This window comes from Azospirillum canadense (assembly GCF_025961225.1).
In the GTDB taxonomy this organism is placed as follows: Bacteria; Pseudomonadota; Alphaproteobacteria; order Azospirillales; family Azospirillaceae; genus Azospirillum; species Azospirillum canadense.
Genome location: NZ_JAOQNG010000007.1, coordinates 577,342 through 599,326, shown reverse-complemented (window position 1 = coordinate 599,326; position 21,985 = coordinate 577,342). Strand labels below are relative to the sequence as shown.

General features: G+C 65.7%; 23 protein-coding genes and 3 pseudogenes. 9 read left to right on the top strand and 17 right to left on the bottom strand.

Features of this window, described 5'->3' with window-relative positions; all coding sequences use genetic code 11:
* Window positions 1–501: 501 nt before the first annotated feature.
* Window positions 502–2,350 (top strand): annotated as a pseudogene (gene glgX, locus M2351_RS30420) (glycogen debranching protein GlgX); the annotation flags it as partial.
* A 70-nt stretch (window positions 2,351–2,420) separates the two neighbouring features.
* Here the strand turns inward: glgX and M2351_RS30415 are convergent.
* Window positions 2,421–3,254 (bottom strand): IS6 family transposase, encoded by an 834-nt coding sequence (locus M2351_RS30415; RefSeq protein WP_264659768.1) that lies wholly within the window; start codon window positions 3,252–3,254, stop codon window positions 2,421–2,423.
* Window positions 3,255–3,497: 243 nt separating this feature from the next.
* On the opposite strand from M2351_RS30415, the pseudogene M2351_RS30410 reads away from it, so the two are divergent.
* Window positions 3,498–4,452: pseudogene (locus M2351_RS30410) on the top strand (IS630 family transposase).
* Window positions 4,453–4,459: 7 nt separating this feature from the next.
* Here the strand turns inward: M2351_RS30410 and M2351_RS30405 are convergent.
* A complete protein-coding gene (locus tag M2351_RS30405) occupies window positions 4,460–5,590 on the bottom strand; it encodes a hypothetical protein (RefSeq protein WP_264659767.1) in 1,131 nt (376 codons plus the stop codon).
* Window positions 5,565–6,038 (bottom strand): metal-sulfur cluster assembly factor, encoded by a 474-nt coding sequence (locus M2351_RS30400; RefSeq protein WP_264659766.1) that lies wholly within the window; start codon window positions 6,036–6,038, stop codon window positions 5,565–5,567. The genes M2351_RS30405 and M2351_RS30400 overlap by 26 nt, the downstream gene beginning before the upstream one ends.
* A 749-nt stretch (window positions 6,039–6,787) precedes the next feature.
* On the opposite strand from M2351_RS30400, the gene phbB reads away from it, so the two are divergent.
* Complete coding sequence (gene phbB / locus M2351_RS30395; RefSeq protein WP_264659765.1) at window positions 6,788–7,510, top strand: acetoacetyl-CoA reductase; 723 nt, start codon at window positions 6,788–6,790, stop codon at window positions 7,508–7,510.
* 450 nt (window positions 7,511–7,960) lie between these two features.
* Window positions 7,961–8,251 carry a hypothetical protein gene (locus tag M2351_RS30390; RefSeq protein ID WP_264659764.1) on the top strand — a complete coding sequence of 97 codons (291 nt, stop codon included), beginning with the start codon at window positions 7,961–7,963 and terminating at the stop codon, window positions 8,249–8,251.
* A 558-nt stretch (window positions 8,252–8,809) separates the two neighbouring features.
* On the opposite strand, the gene M2351_RS30385 is transcribed toward M2351_RS30390, so the two are convergent.
* The 5 genes and pseudogenes from M2351_RS30385 to M2351_RS30365 all read right to left on the bottom strand — a co-directional run bounded on the left by M2351_RS30385 (window position 8,810) and on the right by M2351_RS30365 (window position 10,994).
* Entirely contained in the window at window positions 8,810–9,271 is a 462-nt protein-coding gene (locus tag M2351_RS30385) for a helix-turn-helix domain-containing protein (protein ID WP_264659763.1), read from the bottom strand.
* Window positions 9,268–9,513, bottom strand: a complete 246-nt coding sequence (locus tag M2351_RS30380) for a helix-turn-helix domain-containing protein (RefSeq protein ID WP_264659762.1) — start codon at window positions 9,511–9,513, stop codon at window positions 9,268–9,270. The genes M2351_RS30385 and M2351_RS30380 overlap by 4 nt, the downstream gene beginning before the upstream one ends.
* Before the next feature lie 330 nt (window positions 9,514–9,843).
* Window positions 9,844–10,101 carry a site-specific integrase gene (locus M2351_RS30375; protein ID WP_264659761.1) on the bottom strand — a complete coding sequence of 86 codons (258 nt, stop codon included), beginning with the start codon at window positions 10,099–10,101 and terminating at the stop codon, window positions 9,844–9,846.
* A 414-nt stretch (window positions 10,102–10,515) separates the two neighbouring features.
* A pseudogene (locus M2351_RS30370) lies at window positions 10,516–10,665 on the bottom strand (IS5/IS1182 family transposase); the annotation flags it as partial.
* Window positions 10,666–10,727: 62 nt separating this feature from the next.
* Window positions 10,728–10,994 (bottom strand): DUF4242 domain-containing protein, encoded by a 267-nt coding sequence (locus M2351_RS30365; RefSeq protein WP_264659760.1) that lies wholly within the window; start codon window positions 10,992–10,994, stop codon window positions 10,728–10,730.
* A 96-nt stretch (window positions 10,995–11,090) separates the two neighbouring features.
* On the opposite strand from M2351_RS30365, the gene M2351_RS30360 reads away from it, so the two are divergent.
* Entirely contained in the window at window positions 11,091–11,270 is a 180-nt protein-coding gene (locus tag M2351_RS30360) for a hypothetical protein (protein WP_264659759.1), read from the top strand.
* Window positions 11,271–11,345: 75 nt separating this feature from the next.
* Window positions 11,346–11,696, top strand: coding sequence for an HPF/RaiA family ribosome-associated protein (locus M2351_RS30355; RefSeq protein ID WP_264659758.1), 351 nt, complete (start codon window positions 11,346–11,348; stop codon window positions 11,694–11,696).
* A gap of 145 nt (window positions 11,697–11,841) precedes the next feature.
* On the opposite strand, the gene M2351_RS30350 is transcribed toward M2351_RS30355, so the two are convergent.
* From M2351_RS30350 to M2351_RS30335, 4 genes are all read right to left on the bottom strand, one after another.
* Window positions 11,842–12,030, bottom strand: a complete 189-nt coding sequence (locus tag M2351_RS30350; protein ID WP_264659757.1) for a hypothetical protein — start codon at window positions 12,028–12,030, stop codon at window positions 11,842–11,844.
* Between the two features lie 240 nt (window positions 12,031–12,270).
* Complete coding sequence (locus M2351_RS30345) at window positions 12,271–13,503, bottom strand: HD-GYP domain-containing protein (protein WP_264659756.1); 1,233 nt, start codon at window positions 13,501–13,503, stop codon at window positions 12,271–12,273.
* A 511-nt stretch (window positions 13,504–14,014) separates the two neighbouring features.
* On the bottom strand, window positions 14,015–14,278 hold the full coding sequence (locus M2351_RS30340; RefSeq protein ID WP_264659755.1) for a hypothetical protein: 264 nt from the start codon (window positions 14,276–14,278) through the stop codon (window positions 14,015–14,017).
* Window positions 14,279–14,521: 243 nt separating this feature from the next.
* Entirely contained in the window at window positions 14,522–15,040 is a 519-nt protein-coding gene (locus M2351_RS30335) for a PepSY domain-containing protein (protein WP_264659754.1), read from the bottom strand.
* A gap of 111 nt (window positions 15,041–15,151) precedes the next feature.
* Between M2351_RS30335 and M2351_RS30330 the strand changes: the two genes are divergently transcribed.
* Window positions 15,152–15,544 (top strand): YkvA family protein, encoded by a 393-nt coding sequence (locus M2351_RS30330; RefSeq protein WP_406567449.1) that lies wholly within the window; start codon window positions 15,152–15,154, stop codon window positions 15,542–15,544.
* Window positions 15,545–15,755: 211 nt separating this feature from the next.
* Here M2351_RS30330 and M2351_RS30325 read toward each other — a convergent pair whose 3' ends face one another.
* The 5 genes from M2351_RS30325 to M2351_RS30305 form a co-directional block, all read right to left on the bottom strand.
* Window positions 15,756–16,697: a DMT family transporter gene (locus M2351_RS30325; RefSeq protein WP_264659753.1), complete on the bottom strand. Its 942-nt coding sequence runs from the start codon at window positions 16,695–16,697 to the stop codon at window positions 15,756–15,758.
* Window positions 16,684–17,496: an ABC transporter ATP-binding protein gene (locus M2351_RS30320; RefSeq protein WP_264659752.1), complete on the bottom strand. Its 813-nt coding sequence runs from the start codon at window positions 17,494–17,496 to the stop codon at window positions 16,684–16,686. Before M2351_RS30320 ends, M2351_RS30325 begins: the two co-directional genes overlap by 14 nt.
* A complete protein-coding gene (locus M2351_RS30315) occupies window positions 17,493–18,560 on the bottom strand; it encodes a FecCD family ABC transporter permease (protein ID WP_264659751.1) in 1,068 nt (355 codons plus the stop codon). The genes M2351_RS30320 and M2351_RS30315 overlap by 4 nt, the downstream gene beginning before the upstream one ends.
* Window positions 18,557–19,741 (bottom strand): ABC transporter substrate-binding protein, encoded by a 1,185-nt coding sequence (locus M2351_RS30310; protein WP_264659750.1) that lies wholly within the window; start codon window positions 19,739–19,741, stop codon window positions 18,557–18,559. Before M2351_RS30310 ends, M2351_RS30315 begins: the two co-directional genes overlap by 4 nt.
* Window positions 19,742–19,869: 128 nt before the next feature.
* Complete coding sequence (locus M2351_RS30305; protein ID WP_264659749.1) at window positions 19,870–20,226, bottom strand: DUF2946 family protein; 357 nt, start codon at window positions 20,224–20,226, stop codon at window positions 19,870–19,872.
* A 633-nt stretch (window positions 20,227–20,859) separates the two neighbouring features.
* Here M2351_RS30305 and M2351_RS30300 point away from each other — a divergent pair.
* On the top strand, window positions 20,860–21,426 hold the full coding sequence (locus M2351_RS30300; RefSeq protein ID WP_264659748.1) for a c-type cytochrome: 567 nt from the start codon (window positions 20,860–20,862) through the stop codon (window positions 21,424–21,426).
* Window positions 21,427–21,515: 89 nt separating this feature from the next.
* Entirely contained in the window at window positions 21,516–21,884 is a 369-nt protein-coding gene (locus tag M2351_RS30295; protein WP_264659747.1) for a DUF2946 domain-containing protein, read from the top strand.
* Window positions 21,885–21,985 lie beyond the last annotated feature (101 nt).

Here is a 21,985-nt window from a genome sequence, read left to right as displayed (position 1 = left end):
TATCAACATTTGTGCACAGAACAATCCGAACCGGCACTCCTATTGCGAAAGGCCGGCTCTCCGGCATCAGCGGAGCGACAAACGCCGTCCATGCGCCACATGATTCTTGCCCACTCCAAGGTGAACGGCAACCGTCCAATGTGGTTTTCTTGGCTGCACACCAAACGGACCCCACCTCGCCGCGCGGCGAGTGATCGGGTCACGAAACCATCACAACGCCTCAGGAAAAACACTCGTCCGTTTGTTTCCACCGTCAGCGGCAGGCACGGTGCGGCTCCTCGCCTGGGAAACCCAGGCGGCGGGCGTGCAGCTATGCAGCGCAGCCGCTGTACAACCCTGCCCACGAGCGCGGGTTCCGCGTTCATCCGACCAGTGCCGATGGGGAAAATGGCGGGGCTGGAACAAGCCCGTCTCAGCCCAGGTTGTACGCCTGGCTGCGCGGATGTCCGCGCCACACGTTCGCTGGCGCTTCAGCGCAGCCACAGAATCGGAGAGCGGAGCATGGCCTTCATCAACAAGGCGACATCACGCATCAGCGAAGGCTTGCCGTTTCCGCTCGGGGCCACCTGGGACGGGCTTGGCGTCAACTTCGCCCTGTTCTCGGCCAACGCGACCAAGGTGGAGCTCTGCCTGTTCGATGAAACCGGCGAAACGGAACTGGAGCGCGTCCAACTGCCGGAATTCACCAACGAAATCTGGCACGGCTACCTGCCGGATGCGCGGCCCGGCACGGTCTACGCCTACCGGGTCCATGGCCCCTACGACCCGGAGAACGGCCACCGCTTCAACCCCAACAAGCTGCTGCTCGATCCCTACGCCAAGGGACTGATCGGCGACATCCGCTGGAACCCGGCCCATTTTGGCTATGCGACGGAATCCGGCGACGAACTGTCCTTCGACGACCGCGACAGCGCCCCCTGCATCGAAGTGCAAAGTGGTCGACCCCGCCTTCACCTGGGGCAAGGAGCGCCGGCCCTCGATCCCGTGGGAACGGACCATCTTCTACGAGACCCACATCAAGGGCTTCACCAAGCTGCACCCCGCCGTGCCGCCGCACCTGCGCGGCACCTACGCAGGCTTGGCGGTGAAAGAGGTGATCGACTACATCAAAAGCCTCGGCGTGACCTCGGTCGAACTGCTGCCCGTGCACGCCTTTGTGCAGGACCAGCACCTCATCGACAAGGGGCTGGCGAATTACTGGCGCTATAACAGCATCGGTTTCTTCGCCCCGGAGCTTCGCTACTCAGCGACAAACAAGCTGACCGAATTCAAGGAGATGGTCGCGCATCTCCACGATGCCGGGCTCGAGGTCATCCTGGACGTGGTCTACAACCACACCGCCGAGGGCAACGAGCGCGGCCCGACGCTGAGCTTCAAGGGCATCGACAACGCCAGCTACTACCGCCTCATCCCCGACCAGAAGCGCTACTACATCAACGAGACCGGCACCGGCAACACGCTGAACCTCAGCCATCCGCGCGTCCTGCAGATGGTGACCGACAGCCTGCGCTATTGGGTCACCGAGATGCACATCGACGGCTTCCGCTTCGATCTCGCCACCATTCTCGGCCGCGAGCCCTATGGCTTCGACGAGGGCGGCGGCTTTCTCGACAGCTGTCTGCAGGACCCGATCCTGTCAAGCGTGAAGCTGATCGCCGCACCATGGGACTGCGGCCCTGGCGGCTACCAGGTCGGCGGCTTCCCGCCGGGCTGGGCGGAGTGGAACGACAAGTTCCGCGACACGGTGCGGGGCTTCTGGAAGGGGGACGAGGGCAAGCTGCCCGACCTGGCGGCGCGCCTGACCGCCTCGGGCGACCTGTTCAATCGGCGCGGCCGCAAGCCGTGGGCCAGCGTCAATTTCATCAGCGCCCACGATGGCTTCACGCTGCACGATCTCGTCTCCTACAACGACAAGCACAACGAGGCGAACGGCGAGGGCAACCACGACGGTCACTCGAACAACCTCTCCTGGAACCATGGCGCCGAAGCCCCGACCGACGACCCGGACATCCTGGACCTGCGGTTCCGCCAGACATGCAACCTGCTGGCGACGCTGCTGCTGTCCCAAGGCACGCCGATGCTGCTGGCCGGTGATGAATTCGGGCATAGTCAGCAGGGCAACAACAACGCCTACTGTCAGGACAACGCGATCATTTGGCTGGACTGGGAGCGGATCGACGAGGACGGTCAGGCGCTGATCGCGTTCGTGCGCAAGGTCATCGCCTTGCGCCAGGCCTTCCCGATGCTGCGGCGCGGCCGCTTTCTGACCGGCGAGCACAACGCCGACCTGGACGTCAAGGACGTGCGGTGGCTCACGCCGGCGGCGACCGACATGGCGGAGGAGCACTGGCACGGTTGCGTCAGGTCTCGCGCCACAGCGTGCATGAGGGCATGACGCCGCCCTGAATTGGAGGAGTCGATTATGCGACGGCAAGCATGTCGCGCAGGGCGGCGCCCCTCCGGACATAGATCGTCCATCGCCGGGCGGTCGGAACATGCTGGTTGCGCCGGGTTGCCGGGCGCAGAAAGTTGCGCACCTCGTCATGGGCCCGGCAGAAAAGATGGGCGCTGTCTGGGAGCTGGAATCCGCGCATCGGCCGCGTCCTTCCTTTCATCCCGCGATGATCTTGCTCCAAATGGTTGTCCTTGAATTTGGAGGTGCGGTGCTCAGCCGCATCCCCGAACACCTGCTTGATGGCTGGCGGGTAGCCGGCGTGCTTGTCCGTCGTAACCGTCTCGGGCATGCGGCCGGTGACCGCCACCGCGGAATGGAAGAACTGTTCGGCGGCCACCTGGTCGCGGTGTTCGCTGAGGTAGACCTCGCCCAGGGCACCATCGCTGTCGATCGCCCGGTGCAAATAGCACCAGCGCCCGCCGACCTTCAGGTACGTCTCGTCGACGGACCAGCTCCGCCCCACCGTATCGCGCCGGCGGCGCCGGAGAGCATCGGTGAGCAGCGGGGCCACCTTGGCCTCCCACTCCCGCACGGCCTCGTGGGAGAAGACCAGACCACGCGACAGCAGAATTTCCGCGAGATCGCGCAGGCTGAGCTTAAACCACAACCGCCAGAGTACGATCAGGAAGACCACGTCGGTGGGGACCTGCAGCCGGTTCAGCACCGAACCCGGGCGCTCGTTGCATTGCCGGCCGCACTCCTTGCAACGGAAGCGCCGATAGCCATGCGCCGTCCGATCCGAACGCTCCGTCGATGCGGTCGAGTGGCAGTGCGGGCAGCGCATCCTCACCTCCTTCATGGAGGTGCTCCTCTACTGCGATGTTAATGCTGCGATCAAGCTGGCGCGAGCCCTGACGGAACCGGTGCTACTATTCCCATAAGCGCCGGCCACCGCCGCGGTTTCATTCAATCCGGCTTCTATGAGGTCCCAGGGAGCGTGCCCGCACCCCGAGGCGCCGCCGGGACCTCACAGAACCCTCCAGATTCCCAAACGCGGGCTGGTGTGATTCGCTGGTCTCTGCAACGGCCTGTGGGGGGAGTGATGACCTGGTGTCACGGTCGCAGCTATTCCTCGGACTTGCGGATGCGCGTGTTGGCCGCGGTGGACGGTGGGATGGCCGCCCGTGCGGTCGCCGCACTGTTCCAGGTCAGCGTGTCCTACGTCTACAAGGCGCTGCTTCGCCGCCGCAAGACCGGCGCCGTCGAGGCGAGCGCCAACCGCGGGGATCGTCCGCGCAAGCTGACGGCGAGCCAGGAGGCGGCGGTGGCCGCGTGCATCGCCGCCCAGCCGGACATCACCTTGGCGGCGCTGCGGCGTTGGCTGGCCAGCGAACACGCCGTCATCCTAAGCCATGGGGCGCTGTGAGCGGCGGTGGATCGGCTCGGCTTGAGCTTCAAAAAAAAACTTTGCGCGCCGCCGAGCAGGAGCGCCCGGCCGTCGCCGCGCGGCGCCAGAGCTGGCAAGCGGCCCGGCCGTTCATCGACCCTGACCGCTTGGTCTTTCTCGACGAAACCGGGGTCATCACCAAGATGACCCGGCTGTACGGCCGTGCCCCGCGCGGCCAGCGGCTGCTGGCCCGTGCGCCGTTCGGGCACTGGAAGAGCACGACCTTCGTCGCCGGCTTGCGGCTCACCGGGTTGACGGCCCCGATGGCGCGATGAATGGCGCCACCTTTCTGGCCTACGTCCGCGAGATCCTCGTGCCGACCTTGGCCCCCGGCGACATCGTGGTTATGGACAACCTGCCGGCCCACAAGCTCCCGGCGGTGCGCCGCGCCATTCAAGCCATCGGCGCTCAGCTCTTCCTGCTGCCGCCCTATTCACCGGACATGAACCCGATCGAGATGGCTTTCGCCAAGCTCAAAACCCTGCTCCGACAACAACCCGAACGCACCGTCGAAGGATTGTGGAAGCGCATCGGCGAGCTTCTCGGCGCCTTCCTCCCTCACGAATGCGCCAACTACTTCAAGGCCGCTGGTTATGCTCACTCAATGTGAAAATGCTCTAACGGCGAGCCGGGGTCCTGCCGCGCCAAATCGCCGTTGCCATGAGCGCGGCAAACATCAGAATCGCCACGCTGTTGCCCAGCCCAGCCCAGGCACGCGCCCCTGTCCCTTCCAGAAGATCGGCCAGGACCCGGAACGCGACGGACGCGTGTAGCACAGCGACGTGCACGTAGAAGACCGGACTGTAGCGAACCGTGACCCTGAGTAGAGCCGGCAGAATGATCGGCGCGTGGGCGAACACCATCGTCAGAACAAAGCCCAGAAACACCGCGTGCAAGGCCGCGTCGCGGAGAAAGGAAGCCGCGACGACCTCATCCCACACCACCAACACTCCCGCGGCGCCGAGCCATGCGTAGCCCGCGAGGAGGCAGACCGCCACGTAGCGGGGCAGGCCGCTCTGCCGAACGGTGCGGTGGGCGATGTCGAACCGGGCGAGCCAGAGCGCCATGGCCAGCAAGCCCGGCCCGACCGGCGCAAGGGCGCCATCGCACGGCAGCGCCGAGCGCGCGATTCCGCCGAGCAAGAGTGCCGCGGCCGCCAGGAACAACGGCGTCCGCCCGGGAAGGGGCTTCAACAGGCGGCTGAGTTCCAGCCGTTCCCCGGTGATCACCAGCACGAGAAAGCCGATCCACCATGGCACGGCCGCGCTCAGGGGAAAGCCGGCCAGCCACAAGGCGTTTCCCGCAACCCAGCACAGGCAGCTGCCCGCCAGGACCAGGGTGTGCAACTCCGGCGACACCCGCACCATGGCCAGCGTGGTGACCAACAGGATGAAGGCGGCCGCGACGAACAGCGCGACTACGGACGGCACAGGCGCGCCGGCCACGAGCATCACCCCAGCCACGCCGGACATCACCGGCGCCCAATAGGCCCATCCGCGTCCCGAAGCGACCGCGCGCTCCAGGCCAATCACCGTTCCGAACACCGTGGACACCATAAGCGGGCCGTGGTGGGCCCACAGGTCTGTGGCCTGGCCCGGCCAGTCCCACCCCAACCGGGCCAGTCCTCCGGCCATCCCGCTCACCAGCCCGGCGATCGCCAAGGCCAGGACTGGAAGGCGCGCAAGGCGGCGCATCCACGCCGCCGCGACGGGGGAACCACCATCACCACCCAAGTTGCTTGCGCGCATGACTGCTCATCATCGCAGGGGTCCAGCGCGGCTCCCAGACCAGCCGGACCGTTACGTCCGCCACGTTGGGCAGGGCTTGCGCGATCGCCGTCCGCGCGTGATCGACCACGGTTTCGCCCAACGGACAGGTGGGCGTCGTCAGGGTAATGTCGGCATGCACAGACTGGCGCGAGGCGTGAATCGCGTACACAAGGCCGAGGTCCACGATGTTCAATCCCACCTCCGGATCGTCCACCGTCCGCAACGCGCGACGGACCGTCTCACCCAAATCCGAGGCCGGCATGGGAGCCGCGGTCTCGTCCGCTTTGGCGGGCAACACCTGCCGCGGCGTTCCGCCGGTCATCCACTGAGAGAGATATCGCTTCCAAGCCATCGTCATCTCTGCCGAATCCGCGTCGCCGGTCGCTGCGCCGCCGGGAAAGGAACACGATCGGTGCAGCGCCAACATCGCGGACAACTCGTAGCCCGGATTGCGGCTGGGAGGCCTTGACCGTCGTCAAGGCTCCGCAGCGATCGTGTCCCGAGCCGTGGTGTAGCAACCGTGTTCGACGACGAACGTTCGTGGACGGAGAGCCTCCCTTCCTGTGGGCAACAACAGCGTCCCTGCACCAAACCATCAGGAGCGCGGAGGGCGCGGGCATCGGTTGCAAACCCCCCATGCCCCTGTTGAGCTGAGGGGGCTCGTCCCCCGGTCTGTCGCGAACGCGGGTTGGGCCGGGCGGGCCGACGCACGGCCTCGCATGGGAAAACCGGCGTGATGCCGGCCCGCCGTCGCATAAATCTGTCAAGCAATAACATTTAAGCGCCGACTTTCCTGAAGTCCTGATTTCGAAGCGCTGGCAGTCCCGGGCGCTTACAATGCCCTGGTGGTGATTAAGAGGCTAAACCGTTGCCTGCCCTAAGCGTTATCTACCGATAAGAACGCCGGTTCTCACGCTTTCTATGACCTAATTGATATTGTCACGCGGCGATAATTTCCAATACGGTGCGCGAGAGCCCAGCCAAACACTGGAGGAACGCCGCAATCAACAATAAAAGATCTGGCTGGGCTCGAATAAAAACACCAACGACGCATGAAGCGAACACGCGCTACTTAAATGGCTCTTGAGGAAGGCGCTTTGCCTCCTTTGGCGCGCCGGACCTCAGCGCGTCTTCTCATCGCCAGCCACCACACACAAACACAAGGTAGGGAACGTCATGGCTCGGGTTGCAGTGGTCACCGGAGGCACGCGCGGCATCGGCGCCGCGATCGCGGTCGCGTTGGACAAGGCTGGCTATCACGTGGCCGCCACTTACGCCGGCAACGACGCGGCGGCGTTTGCCTTTGCAGAAAGCACCGGCATCCGCGTGTACAAGTTTGATGTCTCGGACTTCGACGCGGTGCAGGCGGGCATCGCCAAGATCACGGCCGAGCTGGGCCCGGTCGACGTGGTGGTCAACAACGCGGGCATCACCCGCGATGGCGTGCTGCAGCGCATGACGCCGCAGCAGTGGAACGACGTCATCGCGACCAACCTAACCTCCTGTTTCAACCTGTGCCGCACCGTCATCGACGGCATGCGCGAGCGCGGCTTCGGCCGTATCGTCAACATCGGCTCGATCAACGGCCAGGCCGGCCAGTACGGCCAGGTGAACTACGCCGCCGCCAAGTCGGGCATCCATGGCTTCACCAAGGCGCTGGCCCAGGAGGGTGCGGCCAAGGGCATCACCGTCAACGCCATCGCGCCGGGCTACATCGACACCGACATGGTCCGCGCCGTTCCGCCGAACGTGCTGGAGAAGATCGTCGCCCGCATCCCGGTCGGCCGCCTCGGCAAGGCCGAGGAGATCGCCCGCGGCGTGCTGTTCCTGGTCGGCGACGACGCCGGTTTCATCACCGGCTCGACGCTGTCCATCAACGGCGGCCAGCACATGTACTGAGCGCAAGAAGCACGCCCGCGAGCGTCGTTTGCAGGCAACGGCGCTCGCGGGCCGTGCTGTGGGGGAGATGCCTATGATCCTTGACGAGAACGGGTCGCCCGACCGGTCCCCCGCCCCCTCAGGCCGAGCGCTGTGGACCGACGACCTCCTGCACCTGCTCGGAGCGGCCCACGAATGTCTGGCGGGTACCGCAGTCCCGGACTCTGACGCCGAGGGTGATCCGGCGATGGCCTGCTGCTTTTACACCCGCTGATCGAAGGCTGCCCTGCGACAGCGGCGATCGAGCCTTCGCTTCCGACGTCTGCCGCAGGAATGCTGTATGATTTCGGGAAAGGCTCGGTGGCCGGGAATGGTCGCAATCGACACTCTCCTTTGTAAGGCCTGCATGCCCCGCTTGGTGCGCCGACCACCTCACGCCGCCCGGCGGCCCGAAGCTTTGGCCACAAGGCGATGGGCAAGATCGTTGTGGGGGTGCTGCAGTATCTGCTCCGGGTCCTCAGCCGTCCAGCAACCGAGCCCTTCCATCATGGCGACACACGCGACCGCAGCGTCCCGCGACAGAAACTCGTTCGGCAAGCGGTGCCCGGTCGGCAGGTGGGGCGCGATCCAGACCGGAACGCTGTCGTCGGCTGTTCGCTGGCCCACGCCGAAGGCGCCGCGGACCTCCCCAGTGATCGCGATGACGATGACGTGGTCCCGCGTGGTCCGATCCGCGGCGACGGCTTCGTCGGTCGCGGGTGACCAGTTCAGTTTGCCGATCCAATCACGATTGCGTATGCCTTTCCTGGAGTGTGGTCGCGGTTCAGCGCGGAGACTTCACCGCTCGACTGTCGTGAGGGGGTGGCAATCGGCCCCATTTTCATAAGGTGAAGTTTACTGGGACGACCCGTCCCGTGGTCGGCGCGCTGGCGGTTGCTACGAGAGCCGACCGCCACCGAACGATGCTGCGCACCGGGAATAGGGCATTGTCGTTGTCCTCAATGGAAAAGTGGCGACGCAATTCCACAACGGTGGCCCACTCGCCACCGTAATCTTAGGCGCGGCGGATGGCCGCGCGTTCCTCCCCGCTCACGGCGAACATGCCGCATTCTCCATCTTTGGTTGGGCGTTGTCCGGGACGGCCTCCACGTTCACCCCGGCCTCGGCGAAGGCGCGGCGGAGGGAGGCGAGGACCGCCATGCTGCCGGGCGTCTTCCCGCGTTCGAATGCGCCGACAACGGTCGGGCTGCGCAGGGCTCGGGGGCCAGCTCCTCAATGGACCACCCGAGCCTCCGGCGCGTGGTTCTGCACTGGATGGGGTCATGGTGCTGAGCCTCGTTCAGCAGCGTTTCCTAGTCGAACGCTTCCGCCGTCCGGGCCGAACACGATGCCGGCCTCCTCAAACGCGGTCCGTAGCAGCGACATCATTGGCTCCACGCTGGGGTGCTTGCCGCGCTCCCACAGGCCAATGGTGCGCGCCATGATGCCGGACGCCCGGGCAAGGTCACGTGTGCTCCAGTCCACCAACGCGCGGGCTTGCCGGCATTGTTCCGGGGTCATGCGGGCCACCTCGCAGATGTCTGGCCTGGGTGGCGCGACCGAAGGGTCGCCGTCTGCCGCCGGGCCGTCCTGGTCCAGGACTTCGAGCATGGCGCCATAAACCCTCCACACGGTGTGCATTGGCAGGCCAGTCGCCTTCATCGCCGCCGTCATCCGCGCGGCCGTTGGCTTGCGGGAGACATGAACGACCTGTGGCTCAGGCTTGGGTGGTCCGCCGATCATGGCCTATCTCCGTCATGCTCCCTCCACTCGCACAGCCGCGCACCCGATCCAGCGCCCGCGTCGAGCGCGACGCCGGCCGCCTCGAACGCGGCACACAGCCGGTTGCGCGTCGGTGGGGGCGGGGCCGTGGCGCCCAGTTCGACATCCTGAAGCGTGCTGTAGGCCAGCCCGGTCCGCCGTTGCGCCTCAAATCGGGACAAGCCGAGGAGCTTGCGCGCGGCGATACACTGGTCAGGGGTCATGGAGCCGTCTTCGTTCCGGGGCGGGGGATGTCGAATCTACTCCGCAGCGGCGTGGTCGTCACGCTCCAGCAAGCCGTGCACACGGGCGCGGCCGAGCGGGGCCTAGACAGACGACGCCGACCAGCCGGTGCCCTGGCGCGGCGCATGGCCTCCAGGCGCACCGCGATGGCGCGCCGACGGAAGGCCGCGATCGGCGCCCTTAACGCCACCGCGTCACCGCCGGTCACGGCTGATTGTCGCCGTCCGCGCTGTCCGCGCGGCGAGGCCGGCCGACGCGGTGGCAAGCCACGGCGCCGCGCTCGGCGTAGGCGCCACCATGACCGGCAACTTTCAGCCGCTGGCCTGCTGGATCGCTGGCAGATCGAAGCCGGCAGCGACGAGGCGTTGCGCGACACCAACGCCCGTCAAGTGGAGGGAGTAGCGCCGCGTCTTGTCCTGGACGGCGCGGACGACGCGCGCCACGGAGGTCGGGCTGAGCGGGAGCAGGCCGGCGCGGTCAACGACCGGAACGGCCGTGGCGGCTGGACGGTGTCCAGCGCCGTGGGCGCCGCCGATCTCGCGCCGCTGCGTTCGCAGATGCCAACGCACAGCAAACGCAGCTCGGATCTCCTGAGAGATCAAGATCTTCGGGGGCCGGAATGCGTCGCCCGTGCTCCCGCGATGATCCGCTCGACTGCCCCCTTCAAGACCGTCGCGCGCCCGGATGTCCCAATGATTTCAAAAAGATGGCGGCCCGGCCGCTGCGCCCACACGGAGAGACACCGCCGCCCGGCGACCGCGCCGAGAGCACACCGCCCTCGCCGCAGACCCCGGACGCTTCACCCCGTCTCCCCGTCTTTTTCACCCCGACCAATTCACGTCACCACGCCCCACACCCCCCGGAACCCCGCACTTCTCACCCCATGACGGCGATTCCAGCCAGGGTTGGCGCGGGGTCCAACTCGTATTGACTTTGGCGCACAAATCGGTGTTGTGGCGGAGTCCACCATTGGGCCGCGGTGATCAGGCAGTCTTGCGGGAGATCGGCAGACCCAAGCTGGTCATGATGTTCATGACCTTGCAGCCGACGGCGGCCTCAACCTTCTGGGCCGGCAGACTCCGAGCGCGCAGGCTGCGTCCGATCAGTTGCTTGTAGCGCATCATCGCCACCTCGCCCACGGGCGCACACGCGCCGCCGGCCGTTTTCAGACCATTCAGCTTTTCGGCGGCCTGGTTTAAGGCGGCGTGAGATCCATGGCCTCAATGACGCGTGTGTAGGGGATGTGCGCCTGGTTGTTGAGCTGGCGCACCGCCTCGGCGCTGTCGGCCTCGAACAGGCATTCGCACCGCCCCTCGCTCGGCACGAATGTGCTGCGAATATAGCGGACCGCTGTCCCGTTGGCGCTCATGTCGCGGGCCACGTCAATCGCTCGCCTTTGCGCCGCGGCAAGCTCGTCCATGCCAATCCCCGGGAGGTTCCTTTCGGCCATGAATACAGTCATGATGCCCTCCTTGATCGGTCCCGCAGAGTATCTCACGCGCGTGAGGTCACGTTGCGCGTGCATTGGAGGGGGCGATTGGTCCTTGGGGACAGCACCTTGGCCGTTCGTTACGCACCGGCATCGATCCCGCGCGCCCCCCACAGTGCTGCCGCCTTGCAAGCGGAAATTTGCCGTCCCTGGGCGGCCGCGGTTGAGACCCTGGTCAGTTTCGACCAAAGCGTGAGCTTTGCCTTGATGCAGCGCAAAGCCGCGATTCGGGAGCCTGCTAAACTGTGACCGTTACCGCCTGTCAGGTGCCGGGGGAGTCCCGCCCATCCGCCTGAAAACAGGAGGTCCGTATAGGAGGTCCGTATGCGTCTTCCACTGCAGATCTTGTTCCACAACATGGACCCGTCGCCGGCACTGGAGACCGTCATCCGCGAGCACGCGGTCAAGCTCGACCGCTTGTGCCAGGACATCATGAACTGCCGCGTGGTCGTCGAGGTACCGCACCGCCATCAACACAAGGGCAAACGCTATACGGTGCGTATCGTCCTGAGCGTTCCCCAGGCCCAACTCGCGAGCAGTCGCCAGGGGCCGGAGAACCAAGCCCACCAGAACCCCAGGGTCGCTATCCGCGACGCGTTTGACGCCATCCGCCGTGAGTTGGAGGGCTACACGCAACGCGTCCACCCGGGTGTCAGGGCGCATGCGATGTCATAGAAGGAAGTGAACGGCGGCCCCGCCGGTGGGAGATGTGCTGCCGCCGGAGCCGCCGTTATGATGTCGCGCCAGAAGGGATGCGGCTTTGTCCGTCCTCCTGGAACCCGATAGGGATCAAGCGCCCCAAATACGAACGGCCCGAGCGCTATCTGCAACTGGCCGCGATGGTGCGTGCGACGGCATCGATCGCATCCCGCGCCGACGGGAACATCCACTGATTGAGCGCAAAAGCCGCCGGCTGCGAAACGAAGAACTGAAACTCCTTATCACTGCGCGCCAGAATGCCCGTAGCTTCCTGGTTCACTTCCACAATGTACCGATCAGCGGTCAACATTGGCGTTTTCCTCAAGAACTTTCAATGCCGGCCAGTCTTGTGCTGGCCCTGTTGCGGAGTGCTTCCTACGAAAGCAATGACAGATGTTCAACGGCACTCTCGGCACACCGAATGCCGAAACCCCCGCCCATTGCTCATAGGACTCCCGGGCAACGGCGTGCCGCAATCCCCGCCCCCTGGGAGCCGCTTCCCTGCCGCGGTGTTCAACATGTTGCCAGGGCGCGTGTCGATCATGCTGCATCAGGCCTGGCCGCCGGTGGGCTCGGCGAGCGCCTTCATTGCCCTCACCCGGCCTGTGATGGGCGGCGACTCGTCCTGGAATTGTTGCCGAATCGCCGACAGCGCGGCCGGATCGGCAAGCAACGCTTCCACGCAGGCCGGGTCAAAGTGCCGCCCGGCCTGGTCGCGCAGGAACGCGATGGCCGCGTCAAGGGTCCACGCCGTCTTGTACGGCCGCTCGGAGGTCAACGCGTCGAAGACATCGGCGACAGCGACGATGCGTCCCTCCAAAGGAATAATCTCGCCTGTCAAGCCGTTCGGGTAACCCGTGCCATCCCACCACTCATGGTGACAGCCGACGATGTTGCGCAGAACGCAGGCGTACGGCAGTCCTGCGAGATCATGGTCGCGCATCATGGCTTCGACGATCTTGACGCCCTCGCGCACGTGCGTCTTCATGATGTCGAGTTCGTCCGGTGTCAGCTTGCCCGGCTTGAGCAGAATGTGGTCGGGCACTCCGACTTTGCCGATGTCGTGCAGCGGCGCGTAGCGAAACAGATATTCAACGTACTCGTCGGACAAGCCCAGGGCCGGCGCCAACCGCTGCCCGATCAGGTGCGTGTAATGCGCCATGCGATCGAGGTGGGCGCCGGTTTCCTCGTCGCGGAGCCGGCCGATCTCACGCGCGGTGTGAACAGCCCCCAGCATCGCCCGCACGCTGGTCAATTCGCTGACCACCAGAACGTCGATGAGCCGGCGGTACAGCCGCAGTGCCTCCAGCACGTCGGCCGAGAAGAAGCCTGGCTGGCGGGAGTTGAAGAACAAAAAGCCGAATAGGGTGTCCTGCCGCTGCAGACGGACCACGTAGCGTGATAGGTGGCCGTCCTGGGCCAAGGTACGGAGCGGCAGGCGACACCATTCGATGGGATCTTCGGCCAGCCCCGAGACGATGGGCTCGCCGGTCGCAGCAAGGTGCTGGAGGGCTGGGAACTCGGTCAGCTTGCCCGCGTAGCGCTCGAAGGGAGCGGGGCCTCGATTGCTCTGCGCCAGAGTGCGGACCAAGTCCGTGCGCGCGTCGTAGGTGGCAACGGAAATCCGGTCGATGCCGCTCAGCGGGGAGCACCCGAGAATCTCCTGATGAAGCGCGACGAGCTTGGCGTCCAGGCCGCCGCCGAGGGTCAGCCAATCGTCATCGCGGGTGGCTCTGCGGGCCCCGTCATTCACCGCCAGCAGACCATCAGCTTCCCGCACCATCACTGGCTCCCCCTGGCCCCGCGCAACGATGCAACAGGTTGCGACAAATCTCGTGAAAATATCGCTAACGGCGACATACCGTCGTACGCCTTATACAAGTCGCAATTTCCTCATCGACGCAATATTACGGGGCGATAAGCTAACGGCGCTGTCATGCGGCGCACTGGTGTCCTATATTGGCCAATTTCACTGACCGGCCCTTATCCGCTATTCAACAGCTATCGCGGATTGTGCTCGTCAATGGTCAAACCCAGTTTCATCGGCCGAATCCGACCCACATCCGGTGAGAGCACATCGTCCCCGAAAGCCCGAATTACGCAAGATCAAGGCCAGACTCAGGTGAATTGAACGCGCAATCATCGGGCTCAGACCGGAATGCGTGCGACGGTCCGGACTGGCTTAATCAAATCGGCGCATCGTAAGCTCTGGAGCAACTTATAGGATCACGCGGCTACAGCTCGCCCCTCCCAGAGACCGGCGACCGCTCTGCCGTACAAAGCGTATGGACGAGTCAGGCCGCGTCCAACGGCACCACGCGTAGCTTGGGAGATTGGCCCGCTGGCACGTCCACCTCGTCGTTCAAGATCGACCCAATGCGGTCCTCGCAGCGTTCGGCTGAGCTGCACACACCGCAGGGTACGGTCTTGCAATGTGCCTGACCCAGAGCCAGCACGGCACCGATCAGACAAGCCTTCGCCTCGTCCGAAACAACGTCGGATACGCGGATGCAGTGAATGGCATCCTCCAGGATCTGACCGTCGAAGGTTCTTGGCATGGCTGCGTCGGCGGGTTTCGGTTAGCCGAAGTATACGCCAGCCCGCCCCCGCGACGTAGTTTAGAATGGTTTCAAGCGTGTAACCTGTGGTGGCCCTGTGGCTGCAACGCCGGGGGCAGGTGGAACGGAAACCCGAAGGCCCGTCACACAATCAGTGAACCTGCCGAGCCAGGGTCCCCTCAACAGGGGCCCTGGCTCTCCGGCAGGCGGCACGGTGGCACCCCTCGGGTCAGATGCCGTTTCTCATCGCTCCGCCACTTGGCCATTGGTGGCGTTGATCTCGATCTCATCGGTGCTGCCGTCCGGCTTGACGACCTTCACCTCGTACTGGATGTGGTCGCTCTCCCGTTCGGCCTCGGCTTCAATAGCCTTTCCGCCGAGCCGTTGCTCAGCAATGCCGATGGCCTCGACGAGCGATGTGCGGGCATTGCGCAGGTCTTCGGGTTTCAAGCGGGTGAAAAACTTCTCGAAGTGCGCCTCCTCGGCCTCCGTAACCTGCCCGGAGTTGGCGTCGAGCTTGTATTTCATCAGCTTGTCCGACCCGAGGACCTTGATCTCGTACTGGCCGCCGCCGTCCTCGACCTCGAACTCGGCGTCGATGGCCTTACCGTTGCCCTGCTTGGTGGCCGTCTCAATGGCCTGGGTCAGGGAAACCTTGGCTTGGTTAAGCGCCTGGACGTCCTTCTTGTTAGCCGCGAACGCCGGGGCGCCCAACAGCACACCTGTCACCGCTAACAGGGCCAGTGGTCCTTGCATCCTCATGCTCGTGCTCCGATCTCCGTGGCGAAACGACAGCCGGATGGCTGCCGACCTCGACATAGGCAACTCAGGCAGGGCCGTGCGGTTCCCTGCGGCAAGGAAGGGCGCGATGCGATGCTGGCGAAGGCAAAGACATGGGCTCGGGGGGTGAAGCGCGACGTGCTCGCCATCTACTTGGCCGCGCGCGATCCGAGAACCCCCTGGTACGCCCGCGTGGCGGCGCTGATGGTGGCCGCCTACGCGCTGAGCCCCATCGACCTGATCCCCGACTTCGTGCCGGTTCTGGGTTACCTGGATGACCTGCTGATCGTGCCGCTGGGTATCCTGCTCGTCGTCCGCCTGATCCCGGCCGAGGTCCTGGAAGAACACCGGGCCACCGCCACCGCGAGACAAGCGGCGCGACCGGTTAGCTACACCGCGGCCGCCGTCATGGTCGGCCTCTGGATCGCCGCCGCCGTCGGCCTGTATTGGGGGCTGGAGCCGCATCTGGTGGCTTGGCTGCGATAGCCTCCGAGACCCACACAGGGCCGCGCAACCCTCTGCACTCTGCCCTGTTCATGAAAATGGACCGCTGCATGCAGTCGGGTTTTCCCAATGAATGTTCTTGTCCAATGGGCTGCGGGAAGGACCTTCCCGCAGCCCTTTTTGTGTGCGGGGCTGTTGCTTGGGGCAACTTCGAACGTCCCGTTGGGGTGGCCGCACGCGGGCCTCACAAGCGTCACCCGATGCGCTGGACCTGGAGCACGATTTTGTCGGCGAAGGCGACGACCGCCGCTGCCGTGACGACCACGAGGGCACCGGCGAGGCTCATGGGGCTCGGAAGCAGGCCGAAGATCAGCGCATCGAAGGCAAGTGCCCAGAGCATGGTGGTGTATTCGAACGGTGCCAGCGTCGAGGCCGGTGCGCGCGCCAAGGCCTCGGTCATGGCGATGTGCGCGAACCCTCCTGCGAAGCCGGCGCCGATGAGATAGCCGAGTGAAGACCCGACGGGTGACGCCCAGCCCAACGGCCACGTGGCCAGACCGGCCAGAGCGCAGACAACGGCGAAGTAGAAGGCGATGGTCCCGGACGCTTCCGTCGCGGTCAGCGCCTTGATCTCGACCTTGGCTGCGGCGGTGGTAACAGCCATGGCCAGACCAGCGGCCACGCCGATCACGGTGTGCCGGTCGAGCGATGGTCCGTCGAACGCCGGGGCAAGCATCAGGACGACGCCGAAGAAGCCGGCGAAAGCGGCGCCAATGACGGCGGCCCCCGGGCGTTCCCGCAAGAAGACCATCGCTGCCGGCACAGCCAGCAACGGTGCGAGGAACCCGAGGGCCGACGCCAGGGCCAGCGGCAGGTGGGCCAGCGAGACGAACGAGAAGAACATCGCCGCGCACCCGAACAGGCTGCGCTTCAGGTGCCCGCCCGGCCGTCGCGTCTTCAGGCCGGAGGGGAACTGCCCATGCCAGATCAGGTACGCGATGATCGGGAGCAGAGCATAAGCACTGCGGTAGAAGACGATCTGCCCGACCGGCGCCTCGACGGACGCCAGCCGGACGAGGAGCGACATGACCGCGAACAGCCCCGTGGCCGCGAGCCGGAGCGCGACACCGCTTCCGGCGGAGGACGGCCGCGCGGGTCGGTTATTTACCGGCAGGCTTGGCTCACATCTCGGCATGATACACCGGCGGTCGTTCTCCCCCAAAGCGCAGCGGGCATTCCGTGCTGGCATGCAGTGGCGCGATGACCGGATGGCCGCCGGATGAGTGCAGCACCTCCGCCTCCACATCGTAGACCGCGCGGATTGTCTCGGCGCGCAGCACCTCGGCGGGATGTCCCGATCCCATCAAGGTCCCCTGCCTGAGCAGCAGGAGCATCGAGGCGTAGCGCGCAGCGAGCGACAGGTCATGGAGCGCGACGAGGACGAGGGCCTGGTTCTCGCGCGCATAGGATGCGAGCATGTCAAAGACCAGCAGCTGACGGTTCAGATCCAGCGCGCTGGTCGGCTCGTCCAGCAGCAGAATGCGAGGCTTGCGCATGAGGCGCTGCGCCAACAGGACCAGCTGCTGCTGACCACCGGACAGGGTGTTGATCCGCCGTTCGGCGAGGTGGGTCAGACCGAGAGCCGCCAGAGCGTCGCCGGCTGCCGCCAAGTCGGCCTCGCGCAGCGTCCAGCCCAGCCGGTCGAGCCGGCCGAGCAAAACCACTTCCAGCACGGTGAGCGTCGAGCGGATCGCCACACACTGCGGCATGAAGGCGACGTCGGTCCGGTCGAGGTTTCGGCCATCCCAACGGATCGCGCCGTGGTGGACAGCAACACCCGCAATCGCTCCGATGAGGGTCGATTTGCCGGCCCCGTTCGGCCCGCAGATGGCCGTGACGGCACCGCCCGGAAGGGCCGCGCAGACGCGATCGACGACCTGTTTGCCGCCGCGCGCCACCGAAACGTCCTGGAGGGTCAGTGTCGCGTCCGTCATCCCCAGCCTCCCGCGCCACGGCGCATAACAAGCGTGAACAGCACCGGCACACCAACCACGGCGGTCACGATGCCCACCGGAATAACCGCTCCTTGCGCGATGATCTTCGACACGACCGACGCCCCGACCAGCAGGGCCGCCCCCATCAGCGCGGTCAGCGGCATCAGGACCCGCTGGTCCTCGCCAACCAGGGCGCGAGCGGCGTGCGGCGCGACCAGCCCGATGAAGCCGATCGTGCCGACGAAGGCGACCGCGGCGGCGGTGAGCAGGGCCACGAACCCGAAAGTCCGACGCCGCAGCGCGTCGGCGTCGAGGCCGAGACTCCGTGCGTGGGCGTCGCCCAGACGCAGCGACGTCAGCCGCCAGGCATCCCGGGCCAGCAACGGCACGGTGACGAGCAGCACACCTCCCAGGACCATGACGCTGGTCCAGTTCGCCTTCATGAGGCTGCCGAAGAGCCAGAACACGATCTGCTGGAGGACCTCCGGCGACGCCAGAAACTGGAGCAGCGACTGCAGCGCCTGGAATAGGAACATCACGGCGATCCCGCCGAGCGTCAGAATTTCCGGGTTGGCGCCGCGGGCCCGGGCCATTCCATAGATGAGGCCGCAGGACACGAGCGTCGCCGCGAAGGCTGCCAATGGAGTGAGCAGCCACGCCGCGATGGGCAGCGCCGCCCCGAACATAATCGCGAGCGCCGCGCCGAAGCCGGCTGCTGCGGAAAACCCCAGCGTAAAGGGGCTGGCCAGCGGGTTGTCGAGGATGGTCTGCATCTGGAGCCCGGCGATGCCGAGGCTGATGCCAACCAGCACCCCCATCAGCGTGATCGGCAGTCGGATCGACCAGATGATCGTCGCCGTCATTCCGTCGGGGTTCGCCGGTCCGCGGAGCAGCCCGAACAGCGCGTCGCCGACGCTGAGCGGCGACGGCCCCGTCACCAGGTCGAGAAGGATGAGTCCGGCGAGCAAGACACTCATCCACAGGGTCACGGCGACGCGCCGCCGCATGCCCTGCCGGTAGCCGGACCGCAGAAGCGGACCGGTCCGGATGTCCACGGCCGTCATGACCGCGGCTCCAGGCGGAGCATGAAGTCGCCGTCCGGGCGGATGGGCAGGTTCTCCTTGTAGTAGCCGGCCAGTTCGGCGCGCGGATCGACGTCCGCGAAGGCTATGGGGTACAGGGCCTTGGCCATGAAGCGCGCGTAGACGTAGTCGTAGAGCGTGCGCGTTCCGCCGTGGTAGATCGCGTAGACCTCACCGTTGCGCACCGCCGGCAGATTGGCCCAGCCTGCCCGGGTCAGATAGGGGCGCAGGCGCTCGCGCGTCAGGGCAGGATCAACGCCGAAGCCCATGACCACGGCGTCGGGGATGCTCATCCATTCCGACGCGGTGATGAAGATCACGTCGGGCTGCGCGGCGACGACGTATTCGGGGTTGAGCGGCCCCCAGTTGGCGATCTGCCCGTCCGCGATGTTGGCGCCGCCGACCTGGTCGATGACGCCGGCCCACATGCCCTTGCCGTAGCTGTTGCCGTACTCGTGCGGCCCCTTCTGCCCAAGCTCGACGTAGACCTTTGGCTTGGCACTCGCCTGGGCGGATTGGATGCGGTCCTGCGTATCGTTGACCGCCGCCTGGTAGGCGCGCGCCAGCCGTTCGGCCTGCTCCTCGGTGCCCATGACCTTGCCAATCACGCGTGTGCTGGCGACGTGCTTTTCGACGGTCTGGGCGTTGTAATCGACGGTGACGATCGGAATGCCAGCGGCCTCGATCTGGGCGGCGGCCGCTCCGAGGTATTGGTACTGGCCCACCGACAGGATGGCGACGTCCGGACGGGCGGCGACGATCTTCTCCACCGACATCGTTCCGTTATCGACGTCGCCGACATCGACGAGCGAGGCGATCTTCGGAAAGGCCGCGAGGTACGCCTCATACTGCCGGGGCCGGTAGCCCTTCCAGTAATGCAGCGAAACCGCGGTCAGACGATCGATGGCGGTCGGGCCGACAATCGCGATGTAATCCTCGAAGTAGAAGCCGAGCAGGACGCGCTCGGCCGGCTTGCTCAGCGTCACCGCGCGTCCAAGGACATCGGTGACACGGATCTCGGCGCGGGCCGGGGCAGAGGTCCCCAACACAGTGAGGGTTACCAGAGCGATGAGGGAGGCGAGGAAACCGCGGCGTGATGGCGCGTTCATCCGCGCGGAGTGCGTGCGTGCGCTCTCCGGCCGCTCGTTGGCAGAGTCGATCATGGGCAAACCCGTGTGCATGCACGGCGTCCGCGATCGTCACAGCGTCGCGTGTGCCGGCGTTTCGTGGGATGTGTCGGCTGGGGTGACCCGTCGCCGCTTGGCGCGCAGCGCCCTACGGCATAGGGCCGTCACACGGGATGCACGGGAGGAGCGCGAACCCAGGCGCTGGTGAAGACGTCGCTGGGACCGGACAGGTGTGGCCTTGCCGCCTGCCATGGCTCCAGGATTGGCAATGACGTCCGGGCCGCCGGCTGCTGAGACGGCGGCAGCAGCGCGGCGTCCTGGAACCGGCAGAAATGACAGGTTTGGTGGTGTAGACCGGAATTGTCGCCGCCGTTGGGCTGGCTCTCGTCCGCGCTGGGCATCTGGGTGTGATGCGCATGATGCGCATGCCCGATGTGGGTGGAGGTCCAGACCGCCTGTGGCGCGACGGCCATTGGCAGCAGACTGCGGAAGGCCAGAACGAGAAGGGCCAGCAGCGGCAACGACCGCCGCGTCCAAGACTGCCCTTCCGTTGCACGACCCATCTGCATGGCGCTGGGAATCCTCTACGGCGGCCCGGCATCGTCAGCATCAGCCCAAGGCCACTACGCGGCCGCAGGCTTCGTCCAGTTCCTGCCTACGACATGGCTTCGTCGTTAAAAGCTGGAAGTCGCATGCTGGCGAAGTATTGGTGTTTCTCCCTTGATCATCGTCAAACCAGGCGATGCCGGATCAGGTTGCCAGCTTTGGGCATCTTACTCCGACTGTCTTCCCTCACATGGGAAAGGATCCTGATTGGAGAACGCAACAGGGCAATTGGAAGTGTGGCCACGCTGACGAAAGCGAGCCAAGCGCCCGTCACCCTGTTCGGGAGCAGCTCCTTCATCATAGTTTCTCGTCTGTGCGGGCTTGCTGCCCGCGACAGCCGATGCATTCTCCTAGGAGCGGGCGGACGAGCAGATCCGGCGGAAGTGCATGCGGACGGAAGGACGAGATTGGAGCCTGATGGTTCTCCTCGTGGCATTGGGAAGTGCCGCGGCGGTCATGATCCTGGTGGGCCTCGTCGTGACCGTCAGCTGGGCTCCCGTCTCCTGGCTGCCTGGGACGCAGTGTTCGCGGATGCGGAGGGCGCCGAGATGGTCGAAATCGGGCGGCGGCTCTACGCGGCCGAGTGCGCCGGTTGCCATGGCATCGAACTTAAGGGGGAACCGAACTGGCAGGTCATGGCTCCCAGCGGCCGGGTCAAAGCTCCGCCGCAGGACGAGACCGGGCATTCCTTCGAGCACTCCGATGCCGAGCTGTTCCAAACCGTGAAATACGGCGTCCGGGAACAGAAGGGCGAGCGTGACGTGGTGTCCATGCCGGTCTTCGCCGACCGCCTCCAGGACCGGCAGATGCTCGCTGCCCTCGCCTACATCAAGAGCCGGTGGCCGGTCTCCGTACGGGCGTCCCAGGCTACCCGCAATCCGGGTTTTCGGGGCATGCCCGCCACGGAGGATTGGACGTTTCCAGGCGAATGCCGCACGGTGGACGGCCGCAAGGTCGATGCTCCCGACCCGGACCGCATCTCGACAGCGCCAAGACAAACCTCCGAGACGAGTAGCCGTTTAACACGTGATCACGGACAAGCGTCCGTGTCGCGAAGGCGGGTACCGGTGGCCCCGACGCGCGCTCCACCGCTTCCGAGTAGCCCAGTGCCATGACGAGTGTCCGCCCCATCCGCAACCGCCGTTTTGGGAGAACCGCTCCAAGCGGCTCCGCCGGAGAGCGGGAGGCTGGACGGTGCGGATGGATGTCGGTGTGGCTTGCGGTGCTAGCAATTCTGGTGCAGACCATCGTCCCGGACTTCGCCATGGCGGACCGTAACACCGCCCGGCAGACAACCGAGGCAGCCGCCGCGCATCACGCCGATCACCAGCATCATGACGGCTCGACGGAGCCGAACAAACCGGCGCCGGCGGAGCAACATCACCATGAGGAGCTGTGCGCGTTCTGCCTCGCGCTGAACACGCAAGGAACTCCGATGAACGGCGGGCTGGGGCTCGCCACCCCCGTCCATTACACCGTGGCTGTGGTGCCCGAACGACCGGGGATCCGTCCGTCGCAACTCTTTCATTTCGGCAGCAAGCCACGCGCGCCGCCGTCCACCGGACTGATCTGATCGGCCGAATCCAAGTCCGCCCGCGCCCGAGACCTGCACGGATTCCACCATGATGTACGTCCACGCCCTGGCGCTTGGCGCCGGGTTGCTGTGCTTGGCGG